Consider the following 16,350-nt stretch of genomic DNA (forward strand, 5'->3'; position numbering starts at 1 on the left):
GGCTCCATGGCGCAGCCGCTAATTTTGTTGGCTAACACAGCCATGCCAATCGTGGAAAATGGACTGGCCCAACATTTCAAATTGCGCAAGGCTTATGAAACGCCTGAAATGGACACAAGTGCACTGGCAGCCGAAGTGCAAGGTGTTACTCTCTTCCAAGTGCCGATTGATGCGGCATTCCTTGACAAGTTTCCCAATTTGAAGATCGTGGCCAATTTTAGTGTTGGCTATGATTGTGTCGACACGGAAGCTTGTGCGGCACGCAACATCATGGTGACAAACACGCCTGATGTTTTGACCGAAGAAGTCGCAGACACTGCAATCGGATTGATGATCTCAGCTGTTCGCCAATTTGGAGGCGCGGAACGCTGGGTCCAGAGTGGTCAATGGGCGAGCAAGGGTCCTTACCCGCTGAGCCCGGGAACGCTGCGCGGTCGAACTCTTGGTGTCTATGGTCTGGGCAGCATCGGCAAAGCGATTGCAAAACGCGCTGAAGCCTTTGGAATGAGCATCTGCTATCACGGGCGATCCCGGCAAATGGGCGTGGATTATGCCTATTGCGAAACGCTGGTTGAGCTTGCCGAATGCTGCGACACTGTAATGGTGGCCACACCAGGGACGCCAGAAAATCAAAACGCCATTTCGGACGATGTTTTGAAGGCACTTGGTGCGAATGGTGTGCTCGTCAATATTGGGCGTGGGTCTGTCGTGGATGAGCCAGCCCTGATCAGGGCTCTTGATGGCGGGATAATTCTGGGCGCAGGCTTGGACGTGTTTGCAAATGAACCTCATGTCCCGCCCGCGCTTCTCAATTGCGGTAATGTTGTGGTGTTGCCGCACATTGGGTCTGCTTCCATCTACACACGTGATGCGATGGGGCAGCTGGTGGTCGACAACCTTGTAAGCTGGTTCGAGACGGGAAAAGCGGTGACCCCCGTTCCTGAAACCGCCCATTTGCAAGGGAAATAGTCGATTTAGGTCGAAGTTCCTTCCAGAAACTCTCGAATGCGGACGAGCGCTCTTTCTATGTTCTCTTGGGAGTTGGCGTAAGACAGGCGGATATATCCCTCACCAAGGGTTCCGAAATCGGGTCCGCCTATGACGGCAACTCCAGCCTTTTCAAGAAGTGCAGACGCGAGAGGTTTTGCCTTCCAACCGGTCGTCTTGATGTTCGGGAAGGCGTAGAAAGCACCAAGCGGTGTGCGACAGGTCATGTTTGGCAAGTAGTTCAGTCCGTCTACGACCAGTTTCCGGCGAGCGTCAAACTCGGTCACCATGTCGACAACAGGTTGCTGTGGTCCGGTCAAGGCAGCAAGGCCCGCAAACTGGGCTGGCGCGTTGACACAGGACCACGCGTTGACCGCCAGTTTCCTGGCCTTGTCGATCAACTGATCAGGCCATAGGGAATACCCCATGCGCCAGCCGGTCATGGCATAGGTTTTTGACCAGCCATCGAGAAGGATCAATCTCTCCCGGACCTCTTCAAAAGAGGCAAGGGAAACGTGTTCCGTGCCATCATAGGTCATCTGCGCGTAGATCTCATCGGACAGGATAGCCACGTTTGGGTGTGCTTCCAGACCCTTGACCAGTTTTTCAATCTCTGACCTTGGTGTGACACCACCAGTTGGATTGGCAGGTGAATTGAGGATCAACAGGCGGGTATTCTCGGTGATGAGGTTAAGCGTTTCCTCAGCGGAAAAGGCGAAGTCATTTTCTTCGCGAATGGGGACAGGGATCGGTTTTGCCCCTGTGAATTCGATCATGGAGCGGTAGATCGGAAAACCCGGATCAGGGTACAGGATCTCGGTGCCCGGTTCCCCAAACATCAAGATGGCCATGAACATCGTGACTTTTCCGCCAGGGACAATCAGAACATTGTCCGGTGAAGGGCTAAAGCCAACGCGTTTGGAAAGGTCTGCACACACAGCTTCGCGCAACGGCAAAATCCCGGTTGCTGGTGTGTATCCATGGTGCCCGTCTTTCAGCGCCTTGATCGCGGCTTCAACAATGTGTTCTGGGGTCTGGAAGTCTGGTTGGCCAATGCCCAGATTGATGATATCGCGGCCTTCGCTTGCCAGTTGGGTGGCGCGGGCCAAAACAGCAAAGGCGTTTTCTTCGCCAATGCGATCGAAACCGGAAATCGTTTTCAGCATCATCTTTCTCCCAAAGTCCGACAGGTAGAGCGTTAGCCCTCAGCTTCGGGAAAGAAAAGGTGTAATTCGGTCCAAGGTGTTCTGTTTGCCAGTATGTATTTGGTGAGAATGGGCCTTCACCTGAAACAGCAGGACGGCTTATAGTCCGCCAAACTGAATGGGTCGGCAAAGTCGGCCGCTGTGAAATGTTGAAGAAAGGTTCGCCATGACTGCGACCCAAAACGCCGAACGTGCTCAAATCCCTGTCACCGTTTTGACCGGATATCTTGGAGCAGGCAAAACCACCTTGTTGAACCGGATTCTCACCGAGAATCACGGCCAGAGATACGCCGTGATCGTCAATGAATTCGGTGAAGTCGGCATTGATAACGATTTGCTCGTCGAATCTGACGAAGAAATCTTTGAAATGAACAACGGGTGTATCTGTTGTACAGTTCGCGGTGATCTCATCCGTACAGTTCAGAACCTCATGAAACGCCGTGGCGCCTTTGATGCGATTGTTGTCGAGACAACCGGCGTAGCAGACCCTGCACCTGTGGCTCAGACCTTTTTCATGGATGACGATGTTCGCACAGCCTCCAAACTCGATGCTGTTGTTACCGTTGTTGATGCAAGACATGTGCTCCAACGTCTTGAGGATACAAGTGAAGCCGAAGACCAGATTGCGTTTGCGGATGTGATCCTCATTAATAAAACAGATCTCGTCTCCGCAGAAGAACTGGCAAATGTTGAGGCGCGAATTCGCAAGATCAATCCGTATGCGGTGCTTCACCGCAGTGAGCGCTGTGCCGTGGAACTTAAAGCCGTCTTAAATCGGGGAGCTTTCGATCTCGATCGAATTTTGTCGCTCGATCCTGACTTTTTGGGGCAAGACGATCATACGCATGAATGTGGTCCCGATTGCGACCATGACCACCATCACGATCATGGTCATCACCACCATCATGAAGAAGACCCTCATTCAGTCAAAAGTATCTCTTTGACGGCTGGTGATCTGAACCCGGACATGTTTTTCCCATGGATCAATCAGGTCACTCAGGTTCAGGGACCTAATATTCTTCGAATGAAAGGCATCATCGCGTTCAAGGATGATCCGCAGCGTTACGTCATTCAAGGTGTGCACATGATTGTGGAAGGAGATCACCAACGTGATTGGCAGGACGATGAGGACCGGACGAGCCGTTTGGTGTTCATCGGGCGTGACCTCAATTGGGATGTCTTGAAGCAAAGTTTTGCTGCGTGCGAAGCAAAGTAAGGCAGGTTGGAACGTGCCTACAATTGCTCCTGTAGAGGTTGGCGGTTTTGTTGTTCGCGCCGGCTTTATAAATGACATCCCCTATTTTGCCGTCGGCACTGGGGAGGTTCATCTTCTTGGCAGTCAGCCGCAAATCGTGAAAGCCCACAAAGGGGGCCTTCTCGCAGCCGAACCCTCCTTTGACCAAACAGGTCTTGTGACATCGGGGGACGACGGAAAAATCAACGCTCTTTCTTCGGATGGATCCTCTCAGGTGCTCGCTGAGCGGCCGCGTAAGTGGATTGACCTGATTGCGAGTGGCCCTAATGGCGCGATTGCGTTTGCGTCTGGCCGAACGGCTTGGGTTCGCTTGAAGGATGGGACGGAGAAAGAGTTTTCCCACGAGCGAGCAGTAGGCGGACTTGCCTTTGCGCCTAAAGGCCTTCGCTTGGCTGTTGCTCGTTATGACGGCGCGACCCTGTGGTGGCCAAATCTGGAGGGACAACCGACAGAACTTTCCTGGAAAGGCGCGCATTTAGGCATCAGCTTTTCGCCGGATGGAAAGTATCTGGTCACTGCGATGCAAGAGAACGCGCTTCACGGATGGCGGCTTTCTGATACGCAAGACATGCGCATGACCGGTTATCCGGCAAAGGTCAAATCCTGGAGCTGGTCTCAGAAAGGAAAGCATCTAGCGACATCAGGTGCGAACGCCGCCATTCTATGGCCTTTCTCTGGCAAAACTGGGCCGATGGGCCAGACCCCGTTGCAGCTTGGAGTGCGTAGCGACGCTCTGGTGAGTGCGGTAGCGTGCCATCCTAGGGAAGATGTGGTTGCAATCGGATATGCCGACGGCATGGTGATCATGTCCAGGTTTGAGGACAATGCCGAGGTGTTGCTGCGCAGAGCGGGGAGAGGGCCGATTTCAACACTTGAGTGGGATAAGGCCGGACTTCGTCTGGTGTTTGGCAGTGAAGAGGCAGAAGCCGGGATTATCGCGCTGCAAGACTAGATTGTTCTGGGTGAGGGGCGAAAATGGGACGTCTTTTTCTGGTAATCATGATGCTCTTCACCGGGACGACCACGTCCCAATTGCCGGAGTTTGCCCAGCAGTATCGCCAACGGTTGGGCGGAGCAATCGATGCGCTTCAGGAGGTCATGGCCGATTTTCAGCGCGATGCCGAGGCGTTCGGGTTGTCCGTTGAAAGTGCGATTGAGCGTCTCCAGAGCACACCAGACGAATTTGCGCAAAAACGCGGTGCGACCATGGCTGAAACCCGCTTGCGCCTTGATCGACTGGAGCAACAACAAGCCGAATTGCAATCATCCGGACCGTTTGCACGGTTAGGTGTTTTTCTCTCAAGTCTCGACCGGGATCTTGCGCAAGCCACAGCTGAGGATTACGAACCTGCTGTTCCGGTGACGACGGAAGGCTTGGCCAGTGCGGGACTTGGCGGGCTTTTCGGATTGTTGATCGGACGAATGTTGCTGGGGATCGGTCGTCTTGGGCGTCGCAGACCTAAACCGGCTGGTTGAACGGAATCCAAATGGACACGATAACATCGTCAGGTGGAATGGTTGTCGCTCCGCATATGGCGGCGGCAAAAGCGGGCGCGGACATACTGGCAGATGGCGGCTCAGCCATTGAGGCTATGATTGCCTCAGCCAGCACCATCGCTGTCGTTTATCCGCACATGAATGCGATTGGTGGGGATGGATTCTGGCTGATTGCTGAAAAAGGTAAAGACCCAAAGGCCTTGATGGCCTGTGGTGGGGCTGGTGCCAAGGCAACGATGCCCGCTTATCACGAGGCGGGGTACGATACGATCCCGACCCGTGGGCCGATGGCTGCATTGACAGTTGCTGGTACGATTGGGGGATGGGACAAGGCTCTGGAGGCTGCGAAGGCACTGGGGTTTGGCAAGATGCCACGAACTGACCTGCTGAGCGCAGCCATTTCCCACGCCAAAACGGGGTATACAGTCTCTCAAAGTCAGGCGCGTTTGACCCGGGAAAAGCTGGTTGAGCTTCAGGAGCAACCGGGTTTTTCTGATGTGTTCCTCCCAGATGGAAAGGTCCCTGAGGCAGGGGCGACTTTAAAGCAAGAGCGGCTCGCGGATACACTGCAGCACTTGGCGCATGAAGGATTCCAGGAGTTCTATCGCGGTGATGTTGCAGCTGCGATTGCCGATGACCTTGAGCGGATTGGCTCGCCGGTTGTTCGCTCCGATCTTGAAAAGTTTGAGGCGCGTTTAAAAGTGCCCTTGAAGGTTCAACTGGACTGCGGAACGGTTTTCAACACGCCGTTGCCGACGCAAGGTTTGGCATCACTTCTCATTTTGGGTCTTGCCGACCGGCTAGACCTTGGGGCTCGCGACGGATTTGAGTTCCTTCATGGGCTTGTGGAGGCTACAAAGCAGGCCTTTCTGGTTCGGGACCGTCTTGTAACAGACCCACTTCATTTGCCTGAACTGATCAAGCCGTTTTTGTCAGCAGACTGGCTTGGCAAAACCGCCGCTGGTATTGACATGAAACGGGCACTGGAGTGGCCGACAAAACCATCGTCAGGCGACACGATCTGGATGGGCGCGGTGGACCAGGCCGGTTTGTCTGTCTCTTTCATTCAGTCGATTTACTGGGAATTTGGGTCGGGCTGTGTCCTCCCCAAAACGGGTGTTACCTGGCAGAACCGGGGTGCAAGTTTCTCGCTCCATCCAGAGGCTCTAAATGCTTTGGCTCCGGGTCGTTTGCCATTCCATACATTGAACCCGGCAATGGCGAGGTTGTCTGACGGTCGAACAGTGACCTACGGAACCATGGGTGGTGAGGGGCAACCGCAAACCCAAGCTGCGATTTTTGCCCGTCATGTGTTCAATGGGATGCCGGTGGGCGAGGCTATTGATGCGCCGCGCTGGTTGTTGGGCCGAACCTGGGGCGATGCAACAACGGCCCTTCGATTGGAAAATCGATTTGAACCGGACGTTGTGCGGAGTCTTGAGCGGGCCGGACATGAACTCGTGCTCCTTGATGAAGACTATTCCGACACAATGGGGCATGCAGGCATGATTGTGCGAAACTCGCGCGGTGGTCTTGAAGGTGCTCATGACCCACGTGCTGATGGTGGCGCGGTTCCCGCATAGCGATTAGTGTGAAGAATCCAGACACCAATCAAACAAAAGGCTGAATATGGATCAGATAACCGGCATGCGATGTTTCATTCAGGTTGTCGATCAAAAGGGCTTTTCTGCTGCAGCCCGAGAGATGGAGCGTTCCAAGGCCTTGGTCTCCAAGTATGTTGGGGAACTAGAGGACGAATTGGGTGCGAGGCTTTTGAACAGAACCACCCGTCAGGTTTCTCTGACGGAGGTAGGGCATGCTTACTACAAAGAGGCGTTAGAGATACTCCAGCGGCTTGATGATCTTCAGGCATCAGTGCGGTCGTCGCATCAGGCCGTGCGGGGTCGGTTGCGAATTGCCGCCCCGAGATCCATGGGCGATGACCTCATCAATCAGGCGGTTATGGATTTCTTGACCCAAAACCCGGATGTGACCGTTGACCTGCGTCTTGAGGATCGTTTTGTCGATTTGGTCGAAGAGGGGTTCGATCTTGCCGTTCGGGTGACTGAACTGGCTGATTCCAGCCTGATCGCCCGGCGAATAGCTCCGTTTCGGACCGTTGTTTGTGCGACGCCGGAGGTTGTCGACAAGCATGGCGTCCCGAGTGTTCCAGCCGATCTGGCCTCGCGACCGTGTATTATCGATACCAATTATCGCTACAAGCAGAACTGGGCGTTTTCGCAAAATGGCGAACGAACGTCCGTAAGCGTGAACGGTCCAATAGAAGTCAACAGCGCATCGGCGGCCAGAAGTGCGGCTCTCAGCCATCTCGGATACCTTCGAACTCCATTGATTTTTGTTTCCAATGAAGTTGCAGCTGGAAAGCTGTTACTGCTGCTGGAAGACTATGAGCAGTCAATGCCTGGCATTTACGCCGTTTACCCGCACCGCCGCCATTTGACAGGCAAGGTGAGGGCTTTTGTTGATTTTCTGGTGAAGTGGTTCGCCGACAGAAACTATGACCCGCAAGACGGGCGATAGCTGCAATTGGGTATGGGATGGGGCCAACGGATAGTAGGGCGGCGGAATGTGTGGGACGCCCGTCGACGTCCCACACGTTTCGCGGTCAATAGGCGATGGAGCCGGTGTGGGAGGAGGTCACCGACGTCTGCCTGTTGCCTGTGCGCTTCTCAAGGAGCGCTTCAAGCTGTGACAGCGAAGAAACAGGTCGATATTCATCCAGCGACTTGATCATTTTTTATTGCTGGATGAGAGGGGGCACCTCTCAAAGATGAACTACCTGACTTCCTTCACCCGCGTCTGATTACGCAGGTCGATGGGGCAGCGGTGCAATTGTCTGAACTGCGGTGCTTTGAAGGAACCCTCTCCAACTCTCACTGGATTGATGCTAGTAGAAAGTATTGTTCGTTTCAGCTACGAATTTCTGCTATTTTCGTCAAACTCGCGTCAAATGTGATGCTTATTGGTTCGCGCTGAAAAACCCCTTAACTGATTGAAGAGTATGGATACCCATTGGGTTTTGGATGTGTGAATATGCCGGTTAGTTGATCCGAAGCACGCATTTTCTGGCATATTCTCATGAGACCTTCAAAACGCAACAAACGGTGTGGCGATCTGTTCAAGGAACGCCTGGCCGCAATCATCGATATGAACCATTCGTTGGTGCGGCTGTCTGGTCTGATGCCTTGGGATGAATTTGATGCGGAGTTCGGCAGGCATTATCGCCCCTTGGGACGACCGGCCAAACCAACGCGTCTGATGGCCGGGCTGCACTTTCTCAAGCACATGTACGATCTTTCCGATGAAGAGACGGTTGAGCGTTGGGTTGAAAACCCCTACTGGCAGTCTTTCTGCGGTTTTGAGTTTTTCCAGCACCAATTCCCCATTGATCCCTCAACCATGACCCGCTGGCGCAAACGGATTGGTCCTGAGGGAATGGAAAAGCTTCTTTCTGCTACGGTAGGTGTTGCGATTGAGAGCGGGACGATCAAGAAGAGCAGCCTTGAGCGGGTCTTGGTTGATACGACCGTTCAACCCAAAGCCATTGCCCATCCCACCGATAGCCGTCTTTATCACAAGGCCTTGCAGCTTCTGGTGCGCCAGGCCAAGAGGGCCGGCATCATCTTGCGTCGCAGCCATACCAGAGTTGCCAAAAAGGCGGCCTTGATGGCGGGCCGTTATGCCCATGCCAAACAGTTCAAGCGGATGCGCCGGGAACTCAAAAAGCTGAAGACCTATCTGGGCCGGGTCTATCGCGACATCTCCCGCAAGATCGCAGGCAACGAAGGTCTTGAGCACCGGTTCTCCCGTCTGCTGGGACTGGTGGAGCGGCTTCTGGCCCAGACCCCCAAGGACAAAAACAAGATTTATTCCATGCATGCGCCGGAAGTGGCCTGTATTGCCAAGGGCAAGGCGCGAACACCTTACGAGTTCGGGGCCAAGGTTGGCATTGCCACGACCAATCGGGAAGGATTGGTTCTTGCGGCGAGGGCTTTTGAGGGCAATCCCTATGATGGGCACACCTTGAATGACACCATCAGTCAGGCTGAGAAAGTCTGCGGCACCAAAGCTGAGCGTGTCTATGTGGACCGTGGCTATCGGGGGCATGATTATGAGGGCGACGCCAAGGTCATGATCTCCGGCCAGAAGCGCGGGCTGACGGCACAGATGAAGCGTGAGCTGAAACGACGATCAGCGATCGAGGCCACCATCGGCCACATGAAAACAGATGGACGACTTGACCGGAACTTCCTCAATGGCAAAAATGGCGATGCCATCAACGCCCTGCTGGCCGCAGCCGGTCATAACCTGCGTCTGATCCTCAATGCACTGATCATTTTGCTGCTCTGGATCACAAACCCCATCCCCAAACCGGTCAAATCGAATATTTGCGTATTGCTTCGGCCACGCGCAACATCAATGGCTTAGACGTTGTTCAGGGCGGACTTATTGGCGTCATGCATGGATCAGAACTTTAGTCCGTTGAGGGGCAGTCGTAGCGATTTAGTTTTGTGGTTGGGCTGTTGGGCGCTTGATGCAAGCGGATTGTTGCTAATTGGAGGGGAAATGGGGATCGATTCGGAGGATATTCGGTCGATATTTGGCCGAAATCTGCGAAAACTGGTTAACGGGGATATACCGGTTACCGAGATTGCGCGGAATGTGGGTATCAACCGGACACAGCTGAACCGTTACATCTACGGCGAGGCATTTCCGCGTCCGGATGTCCTTCATCGTATATGTTCTTATTTCGGTGTTGATGCGCGAATCTTGACGCAATGCCTGGAGGACATTGAAGCTGAACAGCGTCAGAGTGTTTCAGGCGGCGGCCCGATTCGCACGCTCGACTTTGAGCCGGTGTCAGAAAACGTTTTTCCGGATGGTTTCTATATTGAGTGGAAGCAGTCTTGGATCTACGCCAACATGTTTACAAAACACCTTTTGCAGACCTCCACAAACGATGGAACCCGCGTAACGCGCATTCGGGCCCCGGCTGGATTTCGTCCTGATCTAAAAGGCGCGAGGTATCAGCTTCCTCTCATTGATTATCATGGAATCGCGGTCAACCAATCAGATGGTTTTGCGATTTTTGATCAAGGACGTGGAACGCATGGCGTCGCCATGACGGCGTTTCGAAAAGGCTTCATGAATGTGGAGAACGTCTTCCCGGGGTACAAACTGAGTGCTGTTGTTTTTAATCGCCAACGGCATCACTTCAAAGGTCCAACAATTCTGCAGTATATTGGCCGAAATCGCGCCGAAATTCTTAAAGTTGCTCGGAATTCGGTTTGGCTGACCGCTGATGAAATGCCGAAGGATATTCTATCTATAATTGAGCTTTTGGAGGAAGAAGACCGCGGCTTACTTCCTGTCCCGACTTCTTTTTAAATTTTGATCCTTTTGGTTGAAGGTATATGTGGAGCGATGTTGTATAAATATTGTTTCTACGAGCTGTGAATAAGGCGGATTTTTGATGGCGAGTATTAAAAGAAATTAAAAAATATACACATGTAAGCGGTTTGTATATTCGTGAATAATAAATATTATAATCGAAATTAATTTGCTCTTTACATTTGTTTGATTGATTTATTCGATGTTTTCTATCTTTAATAGTTCTAATTCCAGTCCATGGCGATTAATTCAGATGATAAGCGTAAGGAGTAAACTCTTTTTATGGAAATTTGACTATGCTTAGCGTCACGAAATACGAATTGTAGTCAAATTTAAATTTTACCTGCTTGTAGCAAATTTAAATTTGATATGAAAGCTATTCGGATCGTTTAAGTATTCATGTTGCTGAATATTACTATGAATTACTATTTGATATTTTATGCAAAACTATGCTTACTTTAGTGAAAATATATGCGTGATTTGATTGGGGGGCGAATGGCCGTTGTGGCTGCCGACATTCACGCTATCTTTGGTCGTAATCTAAGACGATTAATTGGTAGTGGCACGTCGGTGTCTGAAGTTGCTCGGGATATCGGTATTAACCGAACACAGCTGAGCCGATATCTATACGGGGAAGCCTTTCCGCGGCCGGATGTTTTGCATCGAATTTGTGTCCATTTCGATGTAGATGCCCGCATCTTGACCGAGCCGTTGGAAAATACAGCTCAGGCCGACGAGCATCCAACGGAAGGCTTACATCCGTTTTCCGATCTAACTTTTGATCCTGTGAGTTCAACACTTCTTCCGGATGGTTTCTACAACGAGTGGAAAACATCCTGGACGCTTGAGGGATATTACACGAAGCAAATTCTAATGGTGCATACCCAGAACGGTGTTCGGAAGGTGAAAGTAAAGCACCATGAGAAACTTAAAAATGATCCCACAGGTCCAAGGTATGAGCTGCCCGTTGTTGAACATCACGGTGTAGCCATTGCTCAGCCGGATGGATTTGCGTTGATTGATCAAGGGCGAGGCTTGCCAGGCATAGCTATGGCGGTGTTCCGGCACGGGTTTTTGGATAGCGAGTTTCTGTACCCCGGCTACAAACTGAGTGCCCTCGTGTTCAATCGCACGCGCCATCACTTCAAAGGCCCGACGATCCTTGAGCGTATCCAGCAAACTCCAAGTTCTGTCTTAAGGCATGCAAGGAGTCCGGTCTGGTATGTCTTTGGCGACTTGCCACCAGATATCAGAATGGCGTTTCAGGTTCTTCGATCCGAAGACGGGGTGGTTGCGCCTTGAGTCGAAATAGGAATGGTTGACGCGGCAAATTGAATTGCCGCGCTGCGGTCCGGTGTTAGTGCCCTTGGAGACGTTCAAGCGCCAATTGATCTGCAATGACCTCTGGGCCGAGGTTCTGATTATGATTTCGCTGGAAGATCTGAGTGAGCGTATCTCCGATCGCGATGGTCTTCTTTCGAACATCGGTGTCGTCTGACCCCGGAGTTGCCAAGGCAATCGAGATCACGCCGCCGGCATTGATGACGTAGTCTGGCGCATAGAGAATCCCCCGTTTGTGGAGCTCGGTTCCGTCTTCCGGGGTTTTTAGCTGATTGTTCGCGGCACCTGCCACGATTTTTGCCTTGATTTGAGGGATCGTGTCGCAGTTTAGCCCGGCGCCTAAAGCGCAGGGGGCAAAAATGTCGACTTCCGCTGCATATGCTTTATCTGGTTCGACTGCGGTGGCCGAAAATTCTTCTACAGCCCGTCTAACGTTGGCGTCATTGATGTCTGAGACGACCAATTTTGCGCCTGCTTGGTGGAGTTGGCGAGCCAAATCGTAACCGACGTGCCCCAGCCCTTGGACTGATACAGTCTTGCCAGTCAAATCTGGGGACCCGAAAACAGTCGCTGCTGCGGCCTGAATTCCGGAGAATACGCCCAGGGCGGTGTAGGGAGATGGGTCTCCAAGGCCTGTCGCCTTGGTGCCGCGCACATGGGTCGTAGATTTCGCGACTTCTTCCATGTCGTCAGGAGAAACGCCGACGTCTTCTGCAGTGATGTATGTGCCGCTTAGCCGGTCCACGTGCTTGCCAAAAGCCTGCATCAAACTGGTTGTTTTGTCCTTCCTCGGGTCTGCGATAATCACTGCCTTGCCGCCTCCGAGAGGAAGCCCGGCAACCGCGTTCTTGTAGGTCATTCCGCGGGACAGACGTAGGGCATCCGTCAGTGCCTCTTCAGGACTTGCATACGGCCATACGCGGCAGCCGCCCAGTGCAGGCCCGAGCGTTGTGTCATGAACTGCGATAATGGCGAAGAGGCCAGACTTCTTGTCCCGTACAAACACGACGTTCTCATGGTCGTCGAATTCGGTGTGGTTGAAGACGGCGCTGGTTGCGACTGAAGGTGTGATGGCGTTCATTTCTGAACCTCTGGAAGCATGTTTCTTTGAGGATCAATATGTCGCAGTTTTTCGGAAAAACGTTGCTTCTTTTCCGTTTATTCAGCTCAGTTGAGGATGTTTCTTTCGATTGTTTTCTCTTGGGAGTGATAATTTTTCAATCAATTCTGTGCGCCGCGTCACTGGGGACTTGATCTGGCCATGTTATGTTGTCACATCCTGTTCCATCATACCTTCCACCGTCGGCAGATATATGCGCGAAACGATTTTGAAACGGACCGGGCAGCGTGCTGCATCGCTTGCCTTACTGACTTGTTCCTTGCTTTTGTATGCATTGCACGCAGCTCTGGCGCATCCGCACATTTTCGTTGAGGCCAGATCTTCTCTTGTCCTAAATGATAATCAGGAAGTTGTGGCGGTCCGGCATGTGTTTAGGTTTGACGATGCCTATAGTGCATTCGCTGTGCAGGGGTTCGACCGCGATCAGGACGGTGTCTATTCACGGGCTGAGCTAAGCGAACTTGCCGATGTTAATGTCGAGAGTATGGCCGACTTCGGCTTCTTCACCTTTGGTGACGACACGAAAGTGGAGTTGGATTTCAATACGCCAAAGGAATACTGGCTCGAACTTGCCACGGTGCCGTTGGATGATTATTGGGCAATCAAGCCTGAAGATATTGCGGCCATGCGGGAGGATGCGGAGCTGAATGGCGGCAGTGTTCCCGAGACGGTGGAATTGTTGGAGCTGCACTTCCTCCTACCACTCAAGGCACCGGCTTCTGTTTCGAACACAATTACCCTGGATGTTTACGACCCGACTTATTACGTCGATTTTCGGTTTTCCCAACAACCTGCCGCGCTGAGTGTCGAGAACGCTGTTGGGGCCTGCAATATCCAACGTAAAGAACCGCCGCCGCTAGATGATGCCACTGCATTTGCTCTTGCGCAAATCGGACCGGAGCAAAGGGAATTACCACCCGAGCTTCAATGGGCAGCGGACACGCAGATCAATCAGATGATTGTGAGCTGTGGCGATGGGCAAAACGACACACCCATCACTCCACAAATCGACGTCTCATCAGATCCTTTTAAGGTGGTTGAGGCCAAACCTGATGCCGGTGTGGCGCTCAACAAAGTGGCTGCGACTGAACCGAAGGTTCCGGAACCTAGCCTCTTTGCCTCCTTCTTTGGCAAGATCGCTATACTTCAAAAGGAGTTTTATCAGAAGCTGGTTGCAGCGCTTCGGGCATTTCAAAGCAACCCTAATGCGGGTTGGCTCTTGATCGCGCTCTCCTTTGGGTACGGCGTTCTTCACGCAGCAGGGCCGGGGCACGGCAAAGCGATCATCTCGTCCTACGTGCTTGCCAACCATGAGACCCTTAAAAAAGGCGTCTTCCTGTCTTTTATTTCGGCATTCGCGCAGGCTCTAACCGCAATTGTCTTGGTGTGCGGTGCAGCCGTTTTGTTCAAGATGACATCGGTTGCGATACAGGACACAGCGCGATGGTTTGAAGTCGGGTCTTACGCCCTGGTAACGCTGCTTGGACTCTGGTTGCTTTGGCAAAAGGCAGTATCGCCCGCACTTGCGAAGATAACCAGAAAGCAAAGTGGGCACGGGCATCACCACCATCATCATGATCACAGCCACAGCCATGATCATGCGCATCATCATCATGAGGGTCACCATAGCCATGACCACACGCACGACTTTGGGGATGATGGTGTTTGTTCCACATGCGGTCATGCACATGCGCCGACACCTGCAATGGTTCAAGGGGAGATGTCGATTGCGAAAATGGCGTCTGTCGTTCTAGCCGTCGGATTGCGCCCGTGCTCGGGAGCGCTTGTCGTCCTCGTATTTGCCTTGTCGCAAGGTATGATCTGGGCCGGGATTGGCGCGACCCTTGCGATGGCTGTTGGAACAGCTATCACGGTTTCAATTCTGGCTGGATTGGCTGTAGGGGCAAAGGGCTTTGCAGCGCGGCTGTTTGGCAAGGAAAGTTCGGCAACCGCCTATATTCTCAACGGGATTGAAATTGCAGCTGCCTTGGTTGTTTTCCTACTCGGTGCGACACTTCTCACTGCGGCGATAGGGTGGGGATGACCACTGATTGGCTTAAGGCTTAAGGCGTGTGGCGCGGTATGATCGCGCGGCTTCGCCAAATGCCTGAAAGAGTTTTTGCGAAGGCCCGTCTGTTTTAACCCAATATTCCGGGTGCCACTGTGTGGCGACCACGTACCCCGGAGCATTCGCAACAGAGACCGCTTCAATGGTGCCATCCGCCGCGCGGGCTTCAACGGCCAATGTAGTCCCAAGGTCACCCAAGGCCTGGCGATGCAGCGAGTTGACTTCGACTTTTTCTGCTTCAAGGACACTTTTCAATTGGGTGTTGGAGCCAATCGATATCGGGTGAGCTATCTTGAAGCGTTCATCCTGATTATCTGATGTTGGCGCGCGGTGATCGCTCCGGCCTTCCATCTCTTGAATCTCTGTCAGCAACGTGCCGCCAAAGGCAACATTGAGTTCCTGCATGCCCCGGCAGATGGCAAAGACTGGAACACCTTTTTCAATGGCGCGCTTTAAAAGAGGGAGCGTCGTTGCGTCTCGATCCCGGTCATATGGGCCATTTTCTTCGGTGGCTTCCGCGCCATAGAGCGCTGGATAGACATTTGACCGCGAGCCTGTCGCCAGCACACCGTCTACCTGATCCAATATGTCATCAAAATTCAGCTCTTCGCCGAGAGACGGTAGAATGACCGGAATAGCCGATGCGCCGTTCAGAACGGCTTTTAAATAGGTCGAAGGGGCCGCATGCCAATGATAGCCTTCAACATCCTTTACATCTGCAGTGACCAGAATTAGCGGCTTTTTCATGAACGTATCCTGTGGAGGCCGAAACTTAGTTGTTGTCCAGAAGGCCCAGCTCTTGAGCGACCTTATATAGCTGGGCTGCGTTCTTGCAGCCAACCTTTTCCCTCAGGTTCAGGCGATGAGATTCAACAGTCCGCACACTAATCCCAAGGTTTGCGGCAACTTCCTTGTTCGGTTGGCCTTTGGCAATGGCCGCTAGCACTTCTTTCTCGCGTTCTGTCAAACCGTAAGGATCGTCGACAGGCGCGCTTTTGGCAGCGCCAACAAGTGTCGGGCCAATAGCTGATGAGAAATAGTAGCCGCCATTTGCCACGCTCTTGATGGCGGTGATCATTTCTTCCGCCGAAATGTCTTTGAGGATATAGCCTTTGGCGCCTGCCTGAACGACGCCGCGAACATATTCCGGATTGTCATAAATGGACAAAATCAATACCCGCGTTTTCGGATATTGATTATGGATAATCGTTGCCGCTTCTAAGCCGTTCATTTGCGGCATCGACACATCCATCAAGATGACTTTGGGGCGTAGTGTTGCGACCAGATCCAACGCATCCTTGCCATTGTTTGCCTCCCCGATCACTTCCAGAGCATCCACTCTGGAAATGCGGGCACGGATACCGTCACGAACAAGTTCGTGATCATCAGCCAGCACAATGGTAATCGGTTGCTCGGTCGCCATACTCATTTTGTTCTATGTCTTGTCTTCATCCGCAAGATTTAT

General features: G+C 52.5%; 15 protein-coding genes. 10 read left to right on the top strand and 5 right to left on the bottom strand.

Features of this window, described 5'->3' with window-relative positions; all coding sequences use genetic code 11:
- The first annotated feature begins 6 nt into the window (after positions 1 to 6).
- The gene (locus TRICHSKD4_RS13565; protein WP_050763436.1) at positions 7 to 969 is read left to right on the top strand and encodes a 2-hydroxyacid dehydrogenase; all 963 of its coding nucleotides are present in this window, start codon (positions 7 to 9) and stop codon (positions 967 to 969) included.
- A gap of 5 nt (positions 970 to 974) precedes the next feature.
- Here the strand turns inward: TRICHSKD4_RS13565 and TRICHSKD4_RS13570 are convergent, their stop codons facing one another.
- Positions 975 to 2,153, bottom strand: coding sequence for a pyridoxal phosphate-dependent aminotransferase (locus TRICHSKD4_RS13570; protein WP_009467560.1), 1,179 nt, complete (start codon positions 2,151 to 2,153; stop codon positions 975 to 977).
- Positions 2,154 to 2,358: 205 nt separating this feature from the next.
- Here TRICHSKD4_RS13570 and TRICHSKD4_RS13575 point away from each other — a divergent pair, with 205 nt between their 5' ends.
- Genes TRICHSKD4_RS13575 through TRICHSKD4_RS13595 form a run of 5 tightly spaced genes read left to right on the top strand, consistent with a single transcriptional unit; the run spans position 2,359 to position 7,485 of the window.
- Positions 2,359 to 3,408: a GTP-binding protein gene (locus tag TRICHSKD4_RS13575; protein WP_009467561.1), complete on the top strand. Its 1,050-nt coding sequence runs from the start codon at positions 2,359 to 2,361 to the stop codon at positions 3,406 to 3,408.
- Positions 3,409 to 3,421: 13 nt separating this feature from the next.
- Positions 3,422 to 4,399, top strand: a complete 978-nt coding sequence (locus TRICHSKD4_RS13580; protein ID WP_009467562.1) for a WD40 repeat domain-containing protein — start codon at positions 3,422 to 3,424, stop codon at positions 4,397 to 4,399.
- Positions 4,400 to 4,422: 23 nt separating this feature from the next.
- On the top strand, positions 4,423 to 4,923 hold the full coding sequence (locus TRICHSKD4_RS13585) for a DUF2937 family protein (protein WP_009467563.1): 501 nt from the start codon (positions 4,423 to 4,425) through the stop codon (positions 4,921 to 4,923).
- An 11-nt stretch (positions 4,924 to 4,934) separates the two neighbouring features.
- Complete coding sequence (locus tag TRICHSKD4_RS13590; RefSeq protein WP_009467564.1) at positions 4,935 to 6,527, top strand: gamma-glutamyltransferase family protein; 1,593 nt, start codon at positions 4,935 to 4,937, stop codon at positions 6,525 to 6,527.
- Between the two features lie 46 nt (positions 6,528 to 6,573).
- Entirely contained in the window at positions 6,574 to 7,485 is a 912-nt protein-coding gene (locus tag TRICHSKD4_RS13595) for a LysR family transcriptional regulator (protein ID WP_009467565.1), read from the top strand.
- Positions 7,486 to 7,570: 85 nt separating this feature from the next.
- On the opposite strand, the gene TRICHSKD4_RS32025 is transcribed toward TRICHSKD4_RS13595, so the two are convergent.
- Positions 7,571 to 7,699 (bottom strand): hypothetical protein, encoded by a 129-nt coding sequence (locus tag TRICHSKD4_RS32025; protein WP_009467566.1) that lies wholly within the window; start codon positions 7,697 to 7,699, stop codon positions 7,571 to 7,573.
- Positions 7,700 to 8,043: 344 nt separating this feature from the next.
- Here TRICHSKD4_RS32025 and TRICHSKD4_RS13600 point away from each other — a divergent pair, with 344 nt between their 5' ends.
- From TRICHSKD4_RS13600 to TRICHSKD4_RS28185, 3 genes are all read left to right on the top strand, one after another.
- Positions 8,044 to 9,393, top strand: a complete 1,350-nt coding sequence (locus TRICHSKD4_RS13600) for an IS5 family transposase (RefSeq protein ID WP_009465529.1) — start codon at positions 8,044 to 8,046, stop codon at positions 9,391 to 9,393.
- Between the two features lie 138 nt (positions 9,394 to 9,531).
- Entirely contained in the window at positions 9,532 to 10,353 is an 822-nt protein-coding gene (locus TRICHSKD4_RS28180) for a helix-turn-helix transcriptional regulator (protein ID WP_009467568.1), read from the top strand.
- Positions 10,354 to 10,827: 474 nt separating this feature from the next.
- Positions 10,828 to 11,658, top strand: coding sequence for a helix-turn-helix domain-containing protein (locus TRICHSKD4_RS28185; protein ID WP_009467569.1), 831 nt, complete (start codon positions 10,828 to 10,830; stop codon positions 11,656 to 11,658).
- A 55-nt stretch (positions 11,659 to 11,713) separates the two neighbouring features.
- Here TRICHSKD4_RS28185 and TRICHSKD4_RS13615 read toward each other — a convergent pair whose 3' ends face one another.
- On the bottom strand, positions 11,714 to 12,778 hold the full coding sequence (locus TRICHSKD4_RS13615; protein ID WP_050763427.1) for a Glu/Leu/Phe/Val dehydrogenase dimerization domain-containing protein: 1,065 nt from the start codon (positions 12,776 to 12,778) through the stop codon (positions 11,714 to 11,716).
- 232 nt (positions 12,779 to 13,010) lie between these two features.
- Between TRICHSKD4_RS13615 and TRICHSKD4_RS13620 the strand changes: the two genes are divergently transcribed.
- Positions 13,011 to 14,861: a DUF1007 family protein gene (locus tag TRICHSKD4_RS13620; protein ID WP_009467572.1), complete on the top strand. Its 1,851-nt coding sequence runs from the start codon at positions 13,011 to 13,013 to the stop codon at positions 14,859 to 14,861.
- 12 nt (positions 14,862 to 14,873) lie between these two features.
- On the opposite strand, the gene TRICHSKD4_RS13625 is transcribed toward TRICHSKD4_RS13620, so the two are convergent.
- A complete protein-coding gene (locus TRICHSKD4_RS13625) occupies positions 14,874 to 15,632 on the bottom strand; it encodes a gamma-glutamyl-gamma-aminobutyrate hydrolase family protein (protein ID WP_009467573.1) in 759 nt (252 codons plus the stop codon).
- Positions 15,633 to 15,657: 25 nt separating this feature from the next.
- Complete coding sequence (locus tag TRICHSKD4_RS13630) at positions 15,658 to 16,314, bottom strand: response regulator transcription factor (RefSeq protein WP_208993095.1); 657 nt, start codon at positions 16,312 to 16,314, stop codon at positions 15,658 to 15,660.
- Positions 16,315 to 16,350 lie beyond the last annotated feature (36 nt).

Origin of the sequence: Roseibium sp. TrichSKD4 (assembly GCF_000148725.1) — a bacterium.
GTDB lineage: Bacteria > Pseudomonadota > Alphaproteobacteria > Rhizobiales > Stappiaceae > Roseibium.

Coding starts and splice junctions, on each gene's coding strand:
- TRICHSKD4_RS13570 (WP_009467560.1), bottom strand. CDS start 2,153: ATGCTGAAAACGATTTCCGGTTTCGATCGCATTGGCGAAGAAAACGCC.
- TRICHSKD4_RS13620 (WP_009467572.1), top strand. CDS start 13,011: ATGCGCGAAACGATTTTGAAACGGACCGGGCAGCGTGCTGCATCGCTT.
- TRICHSKD4_RS13575 (WP_009467561.1), top strand. CDS start 2,359: ATGACTGCGACCCAAAACGCCGAACGTGCTCAAATCCCTGTCACCGTT.
- TRICHSKD4_RS28185 (WP_009467569.1), top strand. CDS start 10,828: ATGCGTGATTTGATTGGGGGGCGAATGGCCGTTGTGGCTGCCGACATT.
- TRICHSKD4_RS13595 (WP_009467565.1), top strand. CDS start 6,574: ATGGATCAGATAACCGGCATGCGATGTTTCATTCAGGTTGTCGATCAA.
- TRICHSKD4_RS13585 (WP_009467563.1), top strand. CDS start 4,423: ATGGGACGTCTTTTTCTGGTAATCATGATGCTCTTCACCGGGACGACC.
- TRICHSKD4_RS28180 (WP_009467568.1), top strand. CDS start 9,532: ATGGGGATCGATTCGGAGGATATTCGGTCGATATTTGGCCGAAATCTG.
- TRICHSKD4_RS13615 (WP_050763427.1), bottom strand. CDS start 12,778: ATGAACGCCATCACACCTTCAGTCGCAACCAGCGCCGTCTTCAACCAC.
- TRICHSKD4_RS13590 (WP_009467564.1), top strand. CDS start 4,935: ATGGACACGATAACATCGTCAGGTGGAATGGTTGTCGCTCCGCATATG.
- TRICHSKD4_RS13630 (WP_208993095.1), bottom strand. CDS start 16,314: ATGAGTATGGCGACCGAGCAACCGATTACCATTGTGCTGGCTGATGAT.
- TRICHSKD4_RS13625 (WP_009467573.1), bottom strand. CDS start 15,632: ATGAAAAAGCCGCTAATTCTGGTCACTGCAGATGTAAAGGATGTTGAA.
- TRICHSKD4_RS13565 (WP_050763436.1), top strand. CDS start 7: ATGGCGCAGCCGCTAATTTTGTTGGCTAACACAGCCATGCCAATCGTG.
- TRICHSKD4_RS13600 (WP_009465529.1), top strand. CDS start 8,044: ATGAGACCTTCAAAACGCAACAAACGGTGTGGCGATCTGTTCAAGGAA.
- TRICHSKD4_RS32025 (WP_009467566.1), bottom strand. CDS start 7,699: ATGATCAAGTCGCTGGATGAATATCGACCTGTTTCTTCGCTGTCACAG.